General features: G+C 62.1%; 13 protein-coding genes and 1 pseudogene. 5 read left to right on the top strand and 9 right to left on the bottom strand.

Features of this window, described 5'->3' with window-relative positions:
• Window positions 1-16: 16 nt before the first annotated feature.
• From JWV26_RS02800 to JWV26_RS02780, 5 genes and pseudogenes are all read right to left on the bottom strand, one after another.
• Window positions 17-1078, bottom strand: coding sequence for an aldo/keto reductase (locus JWV26_RS02800; protein ID WP_012019269.1), 1062 nt, complete (start codon window positions 1076-1078; stop codon window positions 17-19).
• Between the two features lie 229 nt (window positions 1079-1307).
• Window positions 1308-1593, bottom strand: a pseudogene (locus tag JWV26_RS02795) (REP-associated tyrosine transposase); the annotation flags it as partial.
• Between the two features lie 808 nt (window positions 1594-2401).
• Window positions 2402-3409, bottom strand: coding sequence for a DUF3644 domain-containing protein (locus tag JWV26_RS02790; protein ID WP_206418341.1), 1008 nt, complete (start codon window positions 3407-3409; stop codon window positions 2402-2404).
• A gap of 110 nt (window positions 3410-3519) precedes the next feature.
• The gene (locus JWV26_RS02785; protein ID WP_037000242.1) at window positions 3520-4770 is read right to left on the bottom strand and encodes a ribonucleotide-diphosphate reductase subunit beta; all 1251 of its coding nucleotides are present in this window, start codon (window positions 4768-4770) and stop codon (window positions 3520-3522) included.
• Between the two features lie 503 nt (window positions 4771-5273).
• A complete protein-coding gene (locus JWV26_RS02780; RefSeq protein WP_206418340.1) occupies window positions 5274-8183 on the bottom strand; it encodes a ribonucleoside-diphosphate reductase subunit alpha in 2910 nt (969 codons plus the stop codon).
• 762 nt (window positions 8184-8945) lie between these two features.
• Between JWV26_RS02780 and JWV26_RS02775 the strand changes: the two genes are divergently transcribed.
• Window positions 8946-9701, top strand: coding sequence for a winged helix-turn-helix domain-containing protein (locus tag JWV26_RS02775; RefSeq protein WP_072426281.1), 756 nt, complete (start codon window positions 8946-8948; stop codon window positions 9699-9701).
• A 10-nt stretch (window positions 9702-9711) separates the two neighbouring features.
• A complete protein-coding gene (locus JWV26_RS02770) occupies window positions 9712-11319 on the top strand; it encodes an ATP-binding protein (protein ID WP_079783200.1) in 1608 nt (535 codons plus the stop codon).
• A 121-nt stretch (window positions 11320-11440) separates the two neighbouring features.
• Here the strand turns inward: JWV26_RS02770 and JWV26_RS02765 are convergent, their stop codons facing one another.
• Entirely contained in the window at window positions 11441-12145 is a 705-nt protein-coding gene (locus JWV26_RS02765) for a 4'-phosphopantetheinyl transferase family protein (protein WP_206418339.1), read from the bottom strand.
• 548 nt (window positions 12146-12693) lie between these two features.
• Between JWV26_RS02765 and JWV26_RS02760 the strand changes: the two genes are divergently transcribed.
• Window positions 12694-14568 (top strand): MFS transporter, encoded by a 1875-nt coding sequence (locus JWV26_RS02760; RefSeq protein WP_072426278.1) that lies wholly within the window; start codon window positions 12694-12696, stop codon window positions 14566-14568.
• Between the two features lie 133 nt (window positions 14569-14701).
• Here JWV26_RS02760 and sugE read toward each other — a convergent pair whose 3' ends face one another.
• From sugE to JWV26_RS02745, 3 genes are all read right to left on the bottom strand, one after another.
• Entirely contained in the window at window positions 14702-15016 is a 315-nt protein-coding gene (gene sugE, locus JWV26_RS02755; RefSeq protein ID WP_045735020.1) for a quaternary ammonium compound efflux SMR transporter SugE, read from the bottom strand.
• 146 nt (window positions 15017-15162) lie between these two features.
• Window positions 15163-16110 carry a bile acid:sodium symporter family protein gene (locus tag JWV26_RS02750; RefSeq protein WP_206418338.1) on the bottom strand — a complete coding sequence of 316 codons (948 nt, stop codon included), beginning with the start codon at window positions 16108-16110 and terminating at the stop codon, window positions 15163-15165.
• A 122-nt stretch (window positions 16111-16232) separates the two neighbouring features.
• Window positions 16233-17102: a MurR/RpiR family transcriptional regulator gene (locus JWV26_RS02745; RefSeq protein WP_017674884.1), complete on the bottom strand. Its 870-nt coding sequence runs from the start codon at window positions 17100-17102 to the stop codon at window positions 16233-16235.
• Between the two features lie 202 nt (window positions 17103-17304).
• Between JWV26_RS02745 and zwf the strand changes: the two genes are divergently transcribed.
• Window positions 17305-18774 (top strand): glucose-6-phosphate dehydrogenase, encoded by a 1470-nt coding sequence (gene zwf, locus JWV26_RS02740; RefSeq protein ID WP_074918892.1) that lies wholly within the window; start codon window positions 17305-17307, stop codon window positions 18772-18774.
• Window positions 18761-19474 carry a 6-phosphogluconolactonase gene (gene pgl / locus JWV26_RS02735; protein WP_206418337.1) on the top strand — a complete coding sequence of 238 codons (714 nt, stop codon included), beginning with the start codon at window positions 18761-18763 and terminating at the stop codon, window positions 19472-19474. The genes zwf and pgl overlap by 14 nt, the downstream gene beginning before the upstream one ends.

Here is a 19474-nt window from a genome sequence, read left to right as displayed (position 1 = left end):
GCCGCCCGCGTCGGCATCAGGAGGTCTGAGCCAGCTTGTCGGCCCACAGATCCACGGGTCCCAGGCGGTCGACCCCTTGCGTCGCCATCATCCAGCCGGGGTACTCGGGCGGCAGCTCGCTGACGGCATCGAGCCGGGCGATCTCCTCCTCGCTCAGGGTGATGTCTACGGCGGCGATATTGTCTTGGAGCTGGCCGAGTCGTTTCGCGCCGACGATGATCGAGGTGACGGCGGGCTTGGCCAGCAGCCAGGCCAGGGCGATACGGGCCGGGCTGCAACCATGGGCCTCGGCGATGGGCCGCAGCACGTCGATCACGTCCCAGGCGCGCGCCTTGTCGACGATGGGGAAGTCGAAGGAGGAGCGACGCGACCCTTCCGGCGATTGGTTCTCGCGGCTGAACTTGCCCGATAGCAGGCCGCCGGCCAGCGGGCTCCAGACCAGCAGGCCCATCTTCTCGGCCTCGAGCATCGGGATGAGTTCGCGCTCCAGATCGCGACCGGCGACCGAGTAGTAGGCCTGCAACGTATTGAAGCGCTCCAGGTTCAGCCGCGCTGAAACGCCCAGCGCCGTGGCGACGCGCCAGGCCTGCCAGTTCGACACGCCGACGTAACGCACCTTGCCCTGGCGCACCAGATCGTCCAGCGCGCGCAGGGTTTCCTCCAGCGGCGTCACGCTGTCGTGGGCGTGAATCTGATAGAGGTCGATATGATCGGTCTGCAGTCGCCGCAGGCTGGCCTCGACCGCATCCATGATATGCCCACGAGACGCGCCGACATCGTTGCGCCCCTGGCCCATGCGGCTGTAGACCTTGGTCGCCAGCACCACATCGCTGCGCGTGACACCCAGATTCTTCAGCGCCTGGCCGAGCGTGCGCTCGCTGGCACCAGCGGAGTAGACATCCGCCGTGTCGAAGAAATTGATACCGGCATCGAGGCTGGCCTTGACTAACTCGTCGGCCGCCGCCTGGCCGACATCGCCGATGTGCTCGTAGATGCCGCTGCCATCGCTGAAGGTCATGGTGCCCAGGCAGAGCTGCGAGACCAGTAGCCCGGTATTGCCTAATGTCTTGTATTTCATAGTGCTCTCCTCGAGTCATGACGGCGGCTGCGGCAACAGAGGGCCGAAGCCGCGTCGGCTGTGGGTGAGTGCTGTTGTGCAACGCACGCCCCCTACGTTAGCCCCGGCCCGGTAAAAGAAAAACGCACAACAATGGACGACCGAATTGCAAATTTGGAAAACGAAGAAACAGGCCTGGCCCATGATCACGGGCGGTTCGGGAAAGACCGTCTTGCAGATCCTGTTGATGGCTAGCGCTTAGTGCTGCGGTAGAGGGCAGGCGCTTTGCAAAGGTGAACTTGATGACCTTCCCGAGCGGAGTTGGCATCGCCTGGCGGTAGCGTTCACAGGCAATGCATATGTTCGGGTAGCACCACCCAGGCATCCATATGGAAGGGGGGACGGGTTTTGGTGGCGTGCACCGTCTCGCGCAGCAAGTCGATTTCGGGGATCAGCAGATGGCTGGTGCGATCGCGCAGGTTGACGGTGAAGAAGTAGGTGGCGCCAGAAACGCGGGCGCGTCGGTAATTGGGCATGGCAGCTCGTCCTTGAGCGATGGCTGTGCCTGAACCATGGTGGACAAGCTTCGCGTTGTCCACCCTACACGGTGTGTCGGCGACCCGTAGGGTGGATGACGCTTTTTTCATCCACCATCAGCGATTGTCCGGGCTGCTTGCTACTGAGTGAACTCGCCGCAGATGTGTGGTTCTTCATACCGGTTCCGCTCTTACAGCGGCTCACTTTTGGCAAACGCCCCAAAAGTAAGCAAAAGGTCTTTGCCCCTGGCATCCGGCCCGACTTCGTCGGGTCCCCTCGTTCCATCGTTGTTCCAGGGGCCCGCCGCGAAGGGCCGTCCCTGGCCCATCGCGGCTCTCGCGGCATCCATGCCGCTCAACCCCTTACACAACGATTCCACTCGGCCTCCTGACGGGGCGTTTGGCGTCTCCTATGCGATTGGTGTTCAGGAGTCGACAAGGAGCGAAAGCCGCGATGCTTTTCTACACAGCCAGTTCAGACAACGCGGTTTACGAATCCCGTCAGGAGGCCGAAACGTAGCGAAGCGGAGTAACAGCCGAAGGCTGGCCCTTCGCGACGACCCTCGGAACAGCGCCGGAGCGAGGGGAGTTTCGCGCAGCGAAACCCGGATGCCGGGCGCGCTTTCTCTTTGGTTACTTTCTGCGCGAGTAAAGAGAAACGGAGCGAAGCGGAGTAACAGTCGCAGGATGGCCCGAAGGGCGAGCGGAGCGAGACAAGTGACTCGCCGTAAGGGCGAAACCGGTAGAGGAGGGGACGGAAAAATAAATCTGTCCCCAATCTCACAATATCCAAGTCTCAATGTCCCAATTAGTCGTCATCATTTTGCGCTTTTATTAGTTGACGGTTGTAGTGCTTGTCAAATTCCTTGAGTATGTTGGGGCTGTAGAATTTCTTTTTTTGCCCTTTTTCGTTGGAGGGGTCTAGTAGTCTCGTTCTGCATAGCTTTTCGTCTTGTTCGAGAACTTTCTTTAGAGCGTAGAAATCTTTGTTGAAACTGAAGTTTGTGTAGCGATTTGTTAGCTTTGCTTTTAAGTTATTGAAGCTCAGAGGGTATCTGTCCATGATACTTTCCTCTTCTATTCTTATTGGGGTTGCATCTTCAGATCGGCTCAAACGAACCTCTGCGTTGCCTTTCTCGGTATTTTTATGTAGACGCATGTCTATCTTTACTAATAGGCTGTAATTGTCCCCTTCTTTGCTTGGGTTCTTCATTCCATCGATCATTGAGAGTAGCTTTTTCTCCTGTTGGGAAAGAACTATTCCTTCGGCTACTCCGAAATTTCTTACAAAAGCCAGTGGCATTAGAAAAATATGGTACTGGGAGAAGTCTACTCCAAACCATTGTCGGGCTAGCGCTATGTAGTTTACTAGAGAGGCTGTTGCTATTTCTTGTATCTTAAGTTCTACGGCGCCTGTCTTGTTGACTAGGTGTATAGAGTTGTCTCGAATTTCTGTAAGAAGTTCTAGGTTTGAGAATACAGCTTGTGAAATGTCATCTTTGTAGTCGTTTTTTAGCTTGCGGCAGGCCTTATAGAGTCCAATGGATACTGGGTTTCCCGATCGGTTAAGTTTTCTATATTTTTTCTGTGACTTATCGCCGTTGGCTAGGGTTCGCTTTTCATACTCAAAAATTGAACTGACTTTGTTTTTCTCAAGTTGAAGGATGCGGGCCTTGAGAAGTAGTTCCCAGCTATTAATGGCTAGGATGGAAAAGGTTTCTTCACGGTAGAAAAAATTTGGTTTGTTGTAGGTTTCGATGGCCGCGAGCATCGCGTCTATGGATTTTTTTAGCAGTAGCTTTGACCTAGACTGCATTCGCGTACTCCAATAAAAAAGCCCCGCACTAGGCGGGGCTTTCTATTCAAACTTCAACCCCAACATCCTTGGCAGGTGTAGGGTCAATCTACTCTGATGTCAGCGAGCCATCAATCCCAGCTCAACGCCCCACCAGTCTGATACTCGATCACTCGGGTCTCGAAGAAGTTCTTCTCCTTCTTCAGGTCCATGATTTCGCTCATCCACGGGAAGGGGTTGGTGGTGCCCGGGTACTCTTCCTTCAGGCCGATCTGGGTCAGGCGGCGGTTGGCGATGAATTTGAGGTAGTCCTCCATCATCGCGGCGTTCATGCCCAGTACGCCGCGCGGCATGGTGTCACGCGCGTATTCGATCTCCAGCTGGGTACCCTGCAGGATCATCTGGGTCGCTTCGTCCTTCATCTGGGCATCCCACAGGTGCGGGTTCTCGATCTTGATCTGGTTGATCACGTCGATGCCGAAGTTCAGGTGCATGGACTCGTCACGCAGGATGTACTGGAACTGCTCGGCGGTGCCGGTCATCTTGTTGCGGCGGCCCATGGAGAGGATCTGGGTGAAGCCGCAGTAGAAGAAGATGCCTTCCAGTACGCAGTAGTAGGCGATCAGGTTGCGCAGGAACTGGCGGTCGGTTTCCGGGGTGCCGGTCTCGAACTTGGGATCGGAGATCGAGCGGGTGTACTTCAGGCCCCAGGAGGCTTTCTTCGCGACGCTCGGGATCTCGTGGTACATGTTGAAGATCTCGCCTTCATCCATGCCCAGCGATTCGATGCAGTACTGGTAGGCGTGGGTATGGATCGCTTCCTCGAAGGCCTGGCGCAGGATGTACTGGCGGCACTCGGGGTTGGTGATCAGGCGGTACACGGCCAGCACCAGGTTGTTGGCAACCAGGCTGTCGGCGGTGGAGAAGAAGCCGAGGTTGCGCATGACGATGCGGCGCTCGTCTTCGGAGAGACCGTCGGTGCTCTTCCACAGCGCGATGTCGGCGTTCATGTTCACTTCCTGCGGCATCCAGTGGTTGGCGCAACCATCCAGATACTTCTGCCAGGCCCAGTCGTACTTGAAGGGTACGAGCTGGTTGAGGTCGGCGCGGGCGTTGATCATCTGCTTGTCGCCAACCTGTACGCGCGCGGAGGCGCCTTCGAGGTCGTCCAGGCCTTCCTGGATGTCGAGGTCGTTCAGGGCTTTCTTGGCGCGGGCCACGGCGTCGGAGTCGTTGGCGTCGACGGCGCGGGCCTGCTCGACCGAGCCGGCAGCTTCGCTGTCGAGCTTGTCGAAGTTGGTGCCGGCGCTCTGTGCGTTGGCATTGCTTGCGGCGGCTGCTTCTGCGCCGTCTTCCTTGTCGAATTCATCCCAGCTCAGCATGGCTTGGCTCCTGCGTGAGGGCCGGCGAAAATGCCGGCCTGTATGGATATACAGATAATTTGAATTATGTTCCGTTGCGTGATGCGCGCAAGGGTAAACGGGTACCACTGGTCAGCAGGCGGTGGATTGCTGGCTGACCGTTGCCACTCGACCCGGGGGAGGAGGGGCGGGAATTTGGTGGGGAGGAGGGCTCTGTAGGAGCGGATTTATCCGCGATTTTCGCGGCTGAAGCCGCTCCTACAAAAAGCCTTCCCTCTCCCTAACCCTCGGTTCGGGCTTCCTGCTTCACCCTACCTCCTGCATCCCTGCAGTCGTCTCCCGCAAGCGGGAGAGGGGATCGATCGGTGTATTGCTCTAGCTTTTTATCCAACCATCGAGCGTGCAGCTGAGCGAGTAGTCGCAAGGCACCTGCTGGAGTGGAGCCCCTGAGCGTACGCATGTACGTGATGGGGACCGCTCCGGCAGGTAACGCCGCGAATGCCGCTCAGATCCACGCGAAAGCCTTACTGACAAGCCTCGCAGTCGGGTTCGTCGATGGCGCAGGCTTTTGGCACGGGCGCCGGGGCCGGAGCTGCCTGCTGGGCAGGCGCCTGGGCCTTGGCCGAGAAGCCTTCGTCGCCACCAGCGGAAACCGCGTTGAGCTTGCCGGTGTTGATGGTGGACTTCTCGGTGCTGGTGGCAGCCAGGGCACGGAGGTAGTAGGTGGTTTTCAGGCCACGGTACCAGGCCATGCGGTAGGTCACGTCCAGCTTCTTGCCCGAGGCGCCGGCGATGTACAGGTTCAGCGACTGAGCCTGGTCGATCCACTTCTGGCGACGGCTGGCTGCGTCGACGATCCACTTGGTTTCCACTTCGAACGCGGTGGCGTAGAGGTCTTTCAGATCCTGCGGGATGCGCTCGATCTGCTGCACGGAACCGTCGTAGTACTTCAGGTCGTTGACCATGACGCTGTCCCACAGGCCGCGGTTCTTCAGGTCGCGTACCAGGTAGGGGTTGATCACGGTGAATTCGCCGGAGAGGTTCGATTTCACGTACAGGTTCTGGTAGGTCGGCTCGATGGACTGCGACACGCCAATGATGTTGGAGATGGTCGCGGTCGGCGCGATGGCCATGATGTTCGAGTTACGAATACCTTTCTTAACGCGCTCGCGGATCGGTGCCCAGTCCAGCGACTCAGACAGGTCGACGTCGATGTACTTCTGGCCGCGGGCTTCGATCAGGATCTGCTGCGAGTCCAGCGGCAGGATGCCCTTGCTCCACAGCGAGCCTTCGAAGGTGCTGTAGCTGCCGCGCTCTTCGGCCAGGTCACAGGAGGCCTGGATGGCGTAGTAGCTGATGGCTTCCATCGACTTGTCGGCGAACTCGACGGCAGCGTCGGAGCCGTAGGCGATGTGCTGCAGGTACAGGGCGTCCTGGAAGCCCATCAGGCCGAGGCCGACCGGACGGTGTTTGAAGTTGGAGTTACGTGCCTGGTCGACGCTGTAGTAGTTGATGTCGATGACGTTATCGAGCATGCGCACAGCGGTCTTCACGGTGCGGCCGAGTTTCTCGATGTCCAGCTTGCCGTCGACGATGTGGTTGACCAGGTTGACCGAACCCAGGTTGCAGACGGCGATCTCGTCCTTGTTGGTGTTCAGGGTGATCTCGGTGCACAGGTTGGAGCTGTGAACCACGCCCACGTGCTGCTGCGGGCTGCGCAGGTTGCACGGGTCCTTGAAGGTCAGCCAGGGGTGGCCGGTCTCGAACAGCATCGAGAGCATCTTGCGCCACAGGTCCTTGGCCTGGATGGTCTTGTACAGCTTGATCTTGCCGTACTCGATCAGGGCTTCGTAGTACTCGTAGCGCTCTTCGAAGGCCTTGCCGGTCAGGTCGTGCAGGTCCGGTACTTCGCTCGGCGAGAACAGGGTCCACTTGCCGTCTTCGAAGACGCGCTTCATGAACAGGTCTGGAATCCAGTTGGCGGTGTTCATGTCGTGGGTACGACGACGGTCGTCACCGGTGTTCTTGCGCAGCTCGAGGAATTCCTCGATGTCCATGTGCCAGGTTTCCAGGTAGGCGCACACGGCGCCCTTGCGCTTGCCGCCCTGGTTGACTGCAACAGCGGTATCGTTGACCACTTTCAGGAAGGGCACGACGCCCTGGGATTTGCCGTTGGTGCCCTTGATGTAGGAGCCCAGCGCGCGCACCGGCGTCCAGTCGTTGCCCAGGCCGCCAGCGAATTTCGACAGCATGGCGTTGTCGTGGATGGCGCCGTAGATGCCCGACAGGTCGTCCGGCACGGTGGTCAGGTAGCAGGAGGACAGCTGCGGACGCAGGGTGCCGGCGTTGAACAGGGTCGGGGTGGACGCCATGTAGTCGAACGAGGACAGCAGGTTGTAGAACTCGATGGCGCGCTCTTCGCGGTTCTTCGGCTCTTCGATGGCCAGGCCCATGGCCACGCGCATGAAGAACACCTGCGGCAGTTCGAAGCGGATGCCGTCCTTATGGATGAAGTAGCGGTCGTACAGGGTCTGCAGGCCCAGGTAGGTGAACTGCTGGTCACGCTCGTGGTTCAGCGCCTTGCCCAGTTTCTCCAGGTCGTACTCTTTGAGTTTCGGGTCGAGCAGCTCGAATTGCGCGCCGGCTTCGACGTAGGCCGGCAGGGCTTTGGCGTACAGCTCGGCCATCTCGTGGTGAGTGGCGCTGGCGGTGATCTTGAGGAAGCTCAGGGCCTCGGCGCGGATGTTGTCCATCAGCAGGCGGGCGGTGACGTAGCTGTAGTTTGGCTCACGCTCGACCAGGGTACGGGCGGTCATCACCAGGGCGGTGTTGACGTCCTTCTCGGCGACACCGTCGTACAGGTTCTTCAGGGTTTCGCGCTCGATCAGCGAACCATCGACTTCGGCCAGGCCTTCGCAGGCTTCACGGATGATGGTTTGCAGGCGACCCATGTCCAGCGGCTGCAGTTCACCGCCAGCGGTGGTGATGCGGATGCTCGGGTGCGGCTGGGCGATGTCGCTGCCGGCATTGGCGCTCTTGCGCTTGTTGGCCTGGGCTTCGCGGTAGATCACGTAGTCGCGGGCGACTTTCTGCTCGCCGGCGCGCATCAGGGCCAGTTCGACCTGGTCCTGAATCTCTTCGATGTGGATGGTGCCGCCGGACGGCATGCGACGCTTGAAGGTAGCGGTGACCTGCTCGGTCAGGCGCGCGACGGTGTCATGGATACGCGACGAAGCGGCTGCGGTGCCGCCTTCTACTGCGAGGAAGGCCTTGGTGATGGCGACGGTGATCTTGTCATCGGTGTAGGGGACGACAGTGCCGTTGCGCTTGATCACACGCAGTTGGCCGGGGGCGGTGGCAGCCAGATCCTGGGAGGATTCAGCGGCCTGCGGCGCCACGGCCTGCGGGTTCTCGCGAGTAGTGTCGGTATGCATGGAGATCTCCGTGTTCTGTAATTTTTGGTTGGACGTCACGGTTAGAAACCGTGCCCTGTCCGCCGTTCATTCCATTAACAACTGAACCGCACGCGGCAGCGGGGCCGGGTACGGGGTGTCGCAAGAGCGGGCAGGTTAGGCACGACTTCAAGTGCCGTCCTGGCGCATCAGTCACAGCGGGGCATTACCACACCCCGCCTACTACATATAGTGGTCGACTGGCGGATAAGACCGCTGTCTGACCAGCTCACGCGCAGCGTCTGGCGTTGCTGCGTGGCTGTAACCCAGGCCAGGCCTGGGTTAGGGCAAAACGATTAGCCGGGACATCTGGAAAACCCTGTGAAAAGGGCTTGCGCGATTCGTTCTTTTTGTGTCCCGTTTTCTGCATTAACCCAACATCTGGTGGGTGCTGCGCGATGGGGATACAAGATAGTGCGCTGTTGGAGGCATTGCAAGGCGCTAGAAAAAGAACAGCCTGTGGATAAGCTGTGAGTGCCTTGTGGGTGTTAACAGCGTAGCCCGCGTGTTCTCTGGCTCTGGCTGCTAATGACCGTTCGTCGCTCCTGGCGGAAGGTTTTCAGCGACGTGGTGAAGCTGTTCGGCGGCGCACAGACTACCACTATATATAGTGCTTTTGGCATGTGCTGTGCTTAACCAGGCGCCAGGTCTGGGCGCTGGTTTGTCGCTCGCACCGAGACGCGCTCAGCCCCTAGAATGGCGGCGGTGTTTGCGGCACTTGCCGCTATGCGAAGGGGAAAGGGTGTGGAACAAGAAGCGTGGCAGATTCTCATCGTCGAGGATGACCAGCGCCTGGCGCAGTTGACCCGCGAGTATCTGGAGGGCAACGGTCTGCGTGTGGCCATCGAAGCCGATGGCGCGCGTGCGGCGGCGCGAATTCTCGCCGAGCAACCGCATCTGGTGATCCTCGATCTGATGCTGCCGGGTGAAGATGGCCTGAGCATCTGCCGCAAGGTGCGCAGCGGTTACAAGGGGCCGATCCTCATGCTCACCGCGCGTACCGACGACATGGACCAGGTGCTGGGCCTGGAGATGGGCGCCGATGACTATGTGTGCAAGCCGGTGCGCCCGCGTGTGCTGCTGGCGCGCATTCGTGCGCTGCTGCGCCGTCGTGAGGGCAGCGACAGCGAGCGTGATGAGGGGCAGCCGCGGCGTCTGCAGTTCGGCGCGCTGGCTATCGACAGCGCCATGCGCGAAGCCTGGCTGGGTGAGCAGGGCATCGAGCTGACCAGCGCCGAGTTCGATCTGCTCTGGCTGCTGGCGGCCAATGCCGGGCGCATCCTGTCGCGCGAGGAGATCTTCAATTCCCTGCGCGGTATCGAGTACGACGGCCAGGACCGTTCCATCGACGTGCGCATTTCGCGCATCCGCCCGAAGATCGGCGATGACCCGATGCATCCGCGGATGATCAAGACGGTGCGCAGCAAGGGCTACCTGTTCGTCGCCGAGGCCGCCGAAGCGCTGCCGTTCGGTGATGCGCCGCCGATCCTGCGCGATTGATCGGGCGCCCATGAACTCGATCTTCCTGCGCATCTATGGCGGCATGCTCGCCGCGCTGGTGCTGGTGGCGCTGCTGGGCGTCGGCACCTTGCACCTGGTCAACGAGGTGCGCGGCGATCAGTATCGCGAAGGGCTGGCGCGCGGCACCTTTCGCCTGATGGCGGACAACCTGCTGCCGATGAACGAGGTGGAGCGCAGGCGCGCCCTGGTGGTGTGGTCGCGTCTGCTCGGCATCCCCCTGGAGCTGCAGGCGCTGAGCGAGGTGCCGCTGGAAAGCAGCGAGCGCAATCGCCTGCAGCGCGGCCACGTGCTGGTGCAGCAGACCGGCCCGCACTCGGCCAAGGTCTATGGCCTGCTCGATGGCAAGCAGCCGCTGCTGTTGACTGGCGAGATCCAGCAGATCAGCGAGCAACTGGCGCGGGCCACCAACTACCTGCTGATCGACGAACTGGTGCGCTACCCGGTGCATGAGCAGCCGCAGCGCCTGGCTGAGCTGAAAGCGGCCAAGCAGTTCGGCTTCGACCTGCAGCTGGTGCGGCTCGAAGAGGCCACCATCGACCTCGATCAGCGTCGGCGTATCGACGAGGGCGATACGGTGATGGCGCTGGGCAAGGGCGGCGACTCCATCTACGTGTTTTCCGGCATCGTCGATACGCCCTGGGTGCTGGAGATCGGCCCGCTGTATCAGATGAATCCTTATCCGCCGCAGCTGCTGGTGCTGATCGGTGCGCTGGGCCTGAGTCTGATCGGCCTGATCGTCTATCTGTTGGTGCGCTCGCTGGAGCAGCGCCTGCGTGCGCTGGAAAGTGCGGCCACGCATATCGCCAGCGGCCGCCTGGATGCCCGCGTGCCGACGCGTGGCGCGGACTCGGTGGGGCGCCTGGCCAGCAGCTTCAACGCCATGGCCGAACACCTGCAGACCTCCCTGAGCACCCAGCGCGAGCTGGTGCGTGCGGTGTCCCACGAGCTGCGCACGCCGGTGGCGCGGCTGCGTTTCGGTCTGGAGATGATCGCCGATGCGCCGAACGAAAGTGCCCGGCGCAAGTACATGGATGGCATGGACAGCGATATCCAGGACCTCGACAAGCTGGTCGACGAGATGCTGACCTACGCGCGCCTGGAGCAGGGTTCGCCGGCACTGAATTTCCAGCAGGTGGAACTCAAGGCGCTGATCGATCAGGTGATCGACGAGCTGGCGCCGCTGAGCAACAAGGTGCGTGTGGAGTGTGGTGCGGTGCTCAGCGTGCAGGCCGAGGGCGCCTGCTGGGTCGAGGCCGAGCCGCGCTACCTGCACCGCGCGCTGCAGAATCTGGTGAGCAACGCCATGCGCTACGCCGAAGGCAAGGTGCTGATCAGTTGCCAGGTCGGCTACAAGCGTTGCCGCATCGATGTCGAGGACGATGGGCCGGGCGTGCCGGAGGAGGCTTGGGAGCGTTTGTTCAGCCCCTTCCTGCGTCTCGATGACAGCCGCACGCGGGCCTCTGGCGGGCATGGCCTGGGCTTGTCCATCGTGCGCCGGATCATCTACTGGCACGGAGGTCGGGCGCAGATCGGTCGTAGCGAGAGCCTCGGTGGCGCGCGTTTCAGCCTGGTGTGGCCGCGACAGCAGGGGGAGTAGAGCGCGATTGCGTATTGGGCCGGTGCGCATGGCGCACCCTACCGGCGAAGCGTGGGATATCGCGGTTTTGTAGGGTGCGCCGCGCGCACCGAGTTATCCACGCATGGTGGGTGCTGCATGATCACGCCGCCACGGCCACCAGGCTCAGCACCTTGTTATCGAACAGGGCGAATTGGCCATCCAGCTCGGTGCCCGTTCGCCAGTCCGGATGCAGGTCGATCAGCAGGCGCAGGCGTGCGCTGTCGTGGTCCATCTCCAGCAACTCGGCGTCATGGAAATAGAAGCGCGTCAGGGTCAGCGGGTAGAGCGCCTTGAACAGGCTCTCCTTGAGCGAGAAGGTCAGGCTGATACGCGCGGCACGGGTCTCGTCGTCCAGATTTTGCAGGCGCTGCACTTCGGCGGGCGTGAGGATTTCGCCCTGCAGGCGCTGGGCGCGTTCGGCCGGTAGCAGGCGCTCGACGTCCAGGCCCAGGGCGCGCCATTGCTCACGCAGGGCGACCAGCGCCGCCGCCCAGTTGTCGCCGTGGGTGATGGAGCCGACCACACCGAGTGGCCACTGCGGCGCGCGGTCTGCACCGACGGCCGGCACGCCGGGTTGGCCGGTCACGCGGCGCAGGGCCTCGCGGGCACACAGGCGTCCGGCCAGGTACTCGGCCTGACGCTTGGCTACGCCGCGCACCGGGGCGATATCGCAGCGAGCGAAATCGTCCTCGGCAAACAGGGTGGGGTCGAAACGGGTGCTGATCAGCTGCGCGCCGGCAAGCGAGTTTGGCAGCGGGTTGTGCGTGTCGAGCGGGCTGCAGCAGGCAGGGTGGTGAGCGTTCATGGGCGCGATTGTGCCGCGTGGCGGACCGTGCAGTCATCCGCCGTTTACATTTCTTTGCAGGCAGTTAACAAAGCTAAACGGACGCTGAGGCTGGCTTTTGTCAGACTGCGCTGGCATTCCCCAGGGAGTGCAGGTGAGGTTGTAGTCAGTGCGAGGGCACTGACGTTTTCTCCGAGTTCGAGAACGGTAGCCCGACTGGGCTGCCGTTTTTTTTTGCGCTGCGTTTGGCGCACGTTTGTCGGCGCGATAGGGGGGGAAGGCCTCGTAGGGTGCGCCGTGCGCACCGGGTAATCGGCGGCGTCTTGGTGCGCGCGGCGCACCCTACCGGGCCGAGGCCGTCGGGCGTGGGAGGCGCTTCAGCGGCGAAAGCATCGCGGCTGCGACTGCATGGATGCAGGAGGTAGAGCGAAGCAGGATGCCCGAGCCGAAAGCCCCTGCCACGAAGAGGCGAACCGCCAAGGCGTTCGCATTTGCCCTGTGGCTTTCGTGGGTGGAATTGCAGTCAAATGCCTGTGCGGGCAAATCTACCCCCGCGAGGACCATGGACGATGACCCAACAATCGCAGTTCGCCCTGCTCGGCAAGAAGCGCTTTCTGCCGTTTTTCGTGACGCAATTGCTCGGCGCCTTCAACGACAACATCTTCAAGCAGTCGCTGATTCTCGCCATCCTCTTCAAGCTCAACACGGGCGCCGACCGCGATCTGCTGGTCAATCTCTGCGCCTTGCTGTTCATCCTGCCATTTTTTCTGTTCTCCGCTCTCGGTGGGCAGTTTGGCGAGAAGTTCGCCAAGGACTCGCTGATCCGCAAGATCAAGTTCGCCGAGATCGGCATCATGCTCGCCGGCGCCGCCGGGGTGCTGCTGGACAACCTGCCGCTGATGCTCGCCGTGCTGTTCGCCATGGGCACGCAGTCGGCGCTGTTCGGCCCGGTGAAGTATTCGATCCTGCCGCAGCACCTGAAGGAAGAAGAGCTGGTGGGCGGTAACGCCCTGGTGGAAATGGGCACCTTCCTGGCGATTCTGGCCGGCACCATCGGCGCCGGGATCATGATGGCCAGCAGCAGCTACGCGCCTATCGTCGCCGGCTCGGTGGTCGGTGTGGCGCTGCTCGGCTACCTGGCCAGCCAGGGTATTCCGCGTGCAGCGGCCGCCATGCCGACGTTGCCGCTGGACTGGAACATCTTCCGTCAGTCCTGGGTGATCATGAAGCTCGGCCTGGGCCAGCGTAAGGCGGTGTCGCGCTCGCTGGTGGGCAACTCCTGGTTCTGGTTTCTCGGCGCGATCTACCTGACGCAGATTCCGGCTTACGCCAAGGAGTGGCTGTACGGTGACGAGAGCGTGGTGACGCTGATCCTCACCGTGTTCTCGCTGGGCATCGGCCTGGGCTCGATGCTTTGCGAGCGCATGAGCGGGCACAAGGTGGAGATCGGTCTGGTGCCGTTCGGCTCCATCGGCCTGACCCTGTTTGGCATGCTGCTGTGGTGGTTCTCCGGCGGTTTTCCGCAGGGCGCCGCGCCGCATGACTGGCTGGCGCTGCTGGGCCATGGTCAGGCCTGGTGGATTCTCGGCTGCATTCTCGGCATCGGTCTGTTCGGCGGGTTCTATATCGTGCCGCTGTATGCGCTGATCCAGTCGCGCACCGCCGAGCACGAGCGGGCGCGGGTGATCGCGGCCAACAACATCCTCAATGCGCTGTTCATGGTGGCCTCGGCCATCGTCGCGATCCTGTTCCTGAGCGTCGCCGGGCTGTCGATTCCGCAGCTGTTTCTGGTGGTGTCGCTGATGAACATCGCGGTCAACAGCTACATCTTCAAGATCGTCCCCGAGTTCAGCATGCGCTTTCTCATCTGGCTGCTGGGACACTCGATGTACCGGGTCGAGCACAAGGGCCTGGACGCCATTCCCGACGAGGGGCCGGCGGTGTTGGTGTGCAACCACGTGTCCTTCGTCGATGCATTGCTGATCGGTGGCGCGGTGCGGCGGCCGGTGCGCTTCGTCATGTACTACAAGATCTACGACCTGCCGGTGCTCAACTTCATCTTCCGCACCGCCGGCACCGTGCCGATCGCTGGGCGCAACGAGGATCTGCTGATCTACGACGCCGCGTTCAAGAAGATCGCCGAGTACCTGCGCAATGGCGAGCTGGTGTGCATCTTCCCCGAAGGCAAGTTGACCGCTGATGGTGAGCTTGACGAGTTCAGGTCGGGCGTCGAGCGCATTCTCGAAGAGAACCCGGTGCCGGTGATTCCCATGGCGCTGCAGGGCTTGTGGGGCAGCTTCTTCAGTCGCGATCCGCACAAGGGGCTGTTCAAACGCCTGTGGTCGCGGGTGTGCCTGGTGGCCGGTACACCGGTCGCGCCGGAGCAGGCCAAGCGCGAGGCGTTGCAGGCGCAGGTGGCGGCCTTGCGGGGGGATTGGCGTTGATGAAGGTGCGCGCGGCGCACCCTACGGATCACCTGACTTCGTAGGGTGCGCCGTGCGCACCGAGGTTTCGGGGGCGTTCTGGTGCGCATGGCGCACGTTACGGATTATCTGGTTTCGTAGCGCACCCGCTTTTCTAGTGGCTCATCTTGAGCCCGATCAGCCCGCAGACGATCAGTGCGACACTGGCCAGGCGCAGCAGCGCCATCGACTCGCCAAACAGGATGATGCCGGCGATCACCGTGCCCACGGCGCCGACGCCGGTCCAGATGGCGTAGGCGGTGCCCAGGGGCAGTTCCTTCATGGCCAGGCCGAGCAGGGCCAGGCTGACCAGCATGGCGCAGACGGTCAGCAGCGTTGGCAGGGGGCGGGTGAAGCCTTCGGTGTATTTCAGACCGATGGCCCAGCCGACCTCGAACAGGCCGGCGAGCAGCAGAATGATCCAGGACATAGCTAACCTCCAGTGAGCCCTGAAAGGGGCCGTCCCCGGGTGGTTCACCCTGCGTTCAGGGTGCGGAGGTCGTCCTCGCGTGCGCCATTATTGTGCACATTGGCGGGGGCGGGGCAAGGCGCGCCGGATCAGCGGAACTTGTTGATTCAGTTGGAGCTTTTCTCTAAATCCTGACTCATCCGACGATAAATGGTCGCCAGCAGCGGGCCGGAGAGGTTGTGCCAGACGCTGAACAGCGCGCTGGGCACTGCGGCAAGCGGGCTGAAGTGCGCGCTGGCCAGGGCGGCGCCGAGACCGGAGTTCTGCATGCCGACTTCGATCGACAGCGTCTTGCGCTGCGCCAGCGACATGCCGAACAGGCGTCCTGCCAGGTAACCCAGGCCCAGGCCGATGCCGTTGTGCAGCATCACCACGGCCATGATCAGCAGGCCGGATTCGGCGATCTTCCCCTGGCTGGCCGCGACCACGGCGGCGACGATGGCGACGATGCTCACCACGGAAATCAGCGGCAGCACCTCGACGGCGGTCTTCACCCGTTCTCCGAGCAGGCGCTGGGCGATCAGGCCGAGGGCGATGGGCAGCAGCACCATCTTGAGGATGGAAATGAACATGGCGCTGAACGACACCGGCAGCCATTCCGAGGCCAGCAGCCAGATCAGTGCCGGGGTCACGAGCGGGGCGAGCAGGGTGGTGACGGCGGTGATCGACACCGACAGCGCCAGGTCGCCGCGGGCGAACCAGGTGATCACGTTGGAGGCGGTACCGCCTGGGCAGCAGCCCACCAGGATCACACCTACGGCGATTTCCGGCGGCAGGGCGAATGCCTGGCACAACAGCCAGGCGGTGCAGGGCATGATGATGAACTGAGCCAGTACGCCGAGCAGCACGGCCAGCGGGCGGCGGGCGACTTCCTGGAAGTCCGCGCCTTTGAGGGTCAGGCCCATACCGAACATGATCAGCCCGAGCAGCGGCACGATCCAGGCGGTCAGCGGCAGGAACCAGCTGGGCTGGAAGAAGGCCATGACGGCGAACAGCAACACCCAGACGGCGAAGGTGTTGCCGATGAAACGGCTGAGGGTAATCAGTGCTGGCATGGCGGATTTCCTGGCAGGTTCGGAAAAGCCGGCAAGCCTACCAGAAGCGTCCAGTGCACCAGAACTGTAGGAGCCGGCTTGCCGGCGATGCTTTTCGGGGGGCGCTGGCTCCTGTAAACGCCTTACAGCGGCTCTTCATCCGCCGGATAGCGGCTGGCGGTCAGGCTTTCCTTGATCTTGCGCAGGTGCGGCTGGAAGTCCACGCCACGGCGCAGGGTGACACCGGTGGCGAGCACGTCGAGCACGGTGAGCTGGATGATGCGCGAGGTCATCGGCATGTAGATGTCGGTGTCTTCCGGCAGCGGAATGTCCAGGCTCAGGGTGCTGGCCTTGGCCAGGGGCGAGCCGGCAGCGGTAAGGCCGAGCACCGAAGCGCCGTTTTCGCGAGCCAGGCGTGCCACCTCCACCAGCTCGCGGGTGCGCCCGGTGTAGGAAATGATCACGAACAGATCACCGGTGTGCGCCACCGAGGCGATCATGCGTTGCATCAGCACGTCGGAATGCGCCGACACTGCCAGGTTGAAGCGAAAGAACTTGTGCTGCGCATCGAGTGCCACCGACGCCGAGGCGCCTAGGCCGAAGAAATGGATCTGCCGCGCCTGGATCAGCAGGTCGACGGCGCGGCTGACGTGCTGCGGGTCGAGGCTCTGGCAGGCCGTGTCCAGCGAGGCGATGGTGCTGCCGAAAATCTTGCGGGTGTAGGCCTCGGGGCCGTCGTCGGCCGATACCGCGCGGCTGACATAGGCGGCGCCGCTGGCCAGGCTCTGCGCCAGTTGCATCTTCAGTTCCGGGTAGCCGTTGGCGCCGAACGAGCGGCAGAAACGGTTGACCGTCGGCTCGCTGACACCCGCCGCCTGGGCAAGTGCGGCGATGCTGAAGCGCGTGGCCTGCTGCGGATCGTGCAGGATCACTTCGGCGACCTTGCGTTCGGCCTTGTTCAGGTCGTCAAGGCGGCTCTGGATCTGTTCCAGCAGGTTGCGCACTCGGTCCATAGGGGCTCCTAACAGGCGGTTGAACGGGCTTGGCGACAGGCGATGGGCGGTAAAACAACCGGCCTATCCTACTGATGCCGCCCCAAGGTCACCACTGACTTATCGGGTATTGCGAATAATGTTGTTGCTATAACAATATTTTTCCTTGATAAATGCAGTATCACCCGGTATTTCTAGTTCATCTTGATAAAAGAACAAACTCATGCCCGCGATGAAGCTTGAATCCTGCACCTTTGCCTTGTTCGGCGCGCTCGGCGATCTGGCCTTGCGCAAGCTGTTTCCTGCGCTTTACCAGCTCGATCGTGCCGGTTTGCTGCACGATGCTACGCGCATCCTCGCTCTGGCCCGTGAAACGGGCGAGCCGAGTGGCCACCTGCGCGCCATCGAACAGGCGTTGCGCCTGCACGTACCAGCCAAGGAGCTGACGGAAACCGACCTGACGCGCTTCCTCGCACGCCTGAGCTACCTGGGCATGGATTTTCTCAAGGCCGAGGACTATGCGGCGTTGCTCGAGCATGTCAGCCCGCAGGATCAGTTGATCGCCTACTTCGCCACGCCTGCCTCGGTGTATGGCGGCATCTGCGCCAATCTGGCCGCCGTGGGGCTGGCCGAGGGCACGCGGGTGGTGCTGGAAAAGCCGATCGGCCATGACCTGACATCCTCGCGTGCGGTCAACGATGCCGTGGCCCAGGTATTCCCGGAGAACCGCGTCTATCGCATCGACCATTACCTGGGCAAGGAGACGGTGCAGAACCTGATTGCCCTGCGCTTCGCCAACAGCCTGTTCGAAACCCAGTGGAACCAGAACCACATCTCCCACGTGGAAATCACCGTGGCCGAGAAGGTCGGTATCGAAGGGCGCTGGGGTTACTTCGATCAGGCCGGGCAGTTGCGCGACATGATCCAGAACCACCTGCTGCAGCTGCTTTGCCTGATCGCCATGGACCCACCCAGCGACCTGTCGGCCGACAGCATCCGCGACGAGAAGGTCAAGGTGCTCAAGGCGCTGGAGCCGATCAGCGTCGAGCAGCTCGGCCAGCGCGTGGTGCGTGGCCAGTACGTGGCCGGCAGCAGTGATGGACGGCCGGTGCCGGGCTATCTGGAGGAAGAGAACTCCAACACCCAGAGCGACACCGAAACCTTCGTCGCCCTGCGTGCCGACATTCGCAACTGGCGTTGGGCCGGCGTGCCGTTCTACCTGCGCACCGGCAAGCGCATGCCGCAGAAGCTGTCGCAGATCGTCATCCACTTCAAGGCGCCGCCGCACTACATCTTCGCCCCGGAGCAGCGTCAACTGATCGGCAACAAGCTGATCATCCGCCTGCAGCCGGACGAAGGTATCGCCCTGCAGGTGCTGACCAAGGATCAGGGCTTGGACAAGGGCATGCAGCTACGCAGTGGTCCGCTGCAGCTGAGTTTTTCCGACACCTACCGCAGTGCGCGCATCCCTGATGCTTACGAACGTCTGCTGCTGGAAGTGATGCGCGGCAACCAGAACCTGTTCGTGCGCAAGGACGAGATCGAATACGCCTGGCAGTGGTGCGATCAGTTGATCGACGGCTGGCATCGTCTCGGCGAGGCGCCAAAACCCTACACAGCCGGCAGCTGGGGCCCCATGGCGTCGGTCGCGTTGATCACCCGAGATGGCAGGAGTTGGTATGGCGATCTCTGAACTGAAACTGCCGCCAGGCGTGCAGGCCTGCGCGCATAACGACGCCGAACAACTGGCGCAGGCCTTGGCTGTACGCGTGGCCGATGCGTTGCGTCAGGCCATCACCAGTCGTGGTCAGGCCACATTGGTGGTGTCCGGCGGGCGCAGCCCGGTGCCGTTCTTCGAGGCGCTGGCGCAGCAGGCGCTGCCCTGGGCGCAGGTGTTGGTAAGCCTGGCCGACGAGCGCTGGGTGCCGGTCAACCACGCCGGCAGCAACGAGGCACTGGTGCGCCGTCATCTGCTACGTGGCCCGGCTGCCGAAGCCCGTTTTCTCAGTCTCTATCAGGTCGCTGGCAACCTCGAACAGGCGGCCGAGCTGGCCGATGCCGCGGTCGCGGAGCTGGCGCCGATCGACGTGTTGGTCTTGGGCATGGGCGACGACGGGCATACCGCGTCGCTGTTCCCGCATAGCCCCAATCTGCACCAGGCGTTGCAGCCGGACTGCGCGCGCCGCGTGTTGCCGATGCTTGCCCCGAGCGAGCCGGCGCAACGCCTGACCCTGACTCTGCCGGTGCTGGCCAGCGCACGCCTGCCGCTGCTGGCGATCCAGGGCCAGGCGAAATTGAACGTCCTGACTACGGCGCTGATGCCGGGCGAGATCGCCCAACTGCCAATCCGCGCCTTCCTCAATTCCCCTCTTGAAATCCATTGGTGTCCCTGA

The sequence above is a fragment of the Ectopseudomonas toyotomiensis genome, assembly GCF_017167985.1.
In the GTDB taxonomy this organism is placed as follows: domain Bacteria; phylum Pseudomonadota; class Gammaproteobacteria; order Pseudomonadales; family Pseudomonadaceae; genus Aquipseudomonas; species Aquipseudomonas toyotomiensis.
Note: the sequence above shows the minus strand (reverse complement) of the source record. Positions and strands in the feature narration are given on the sequence as shown.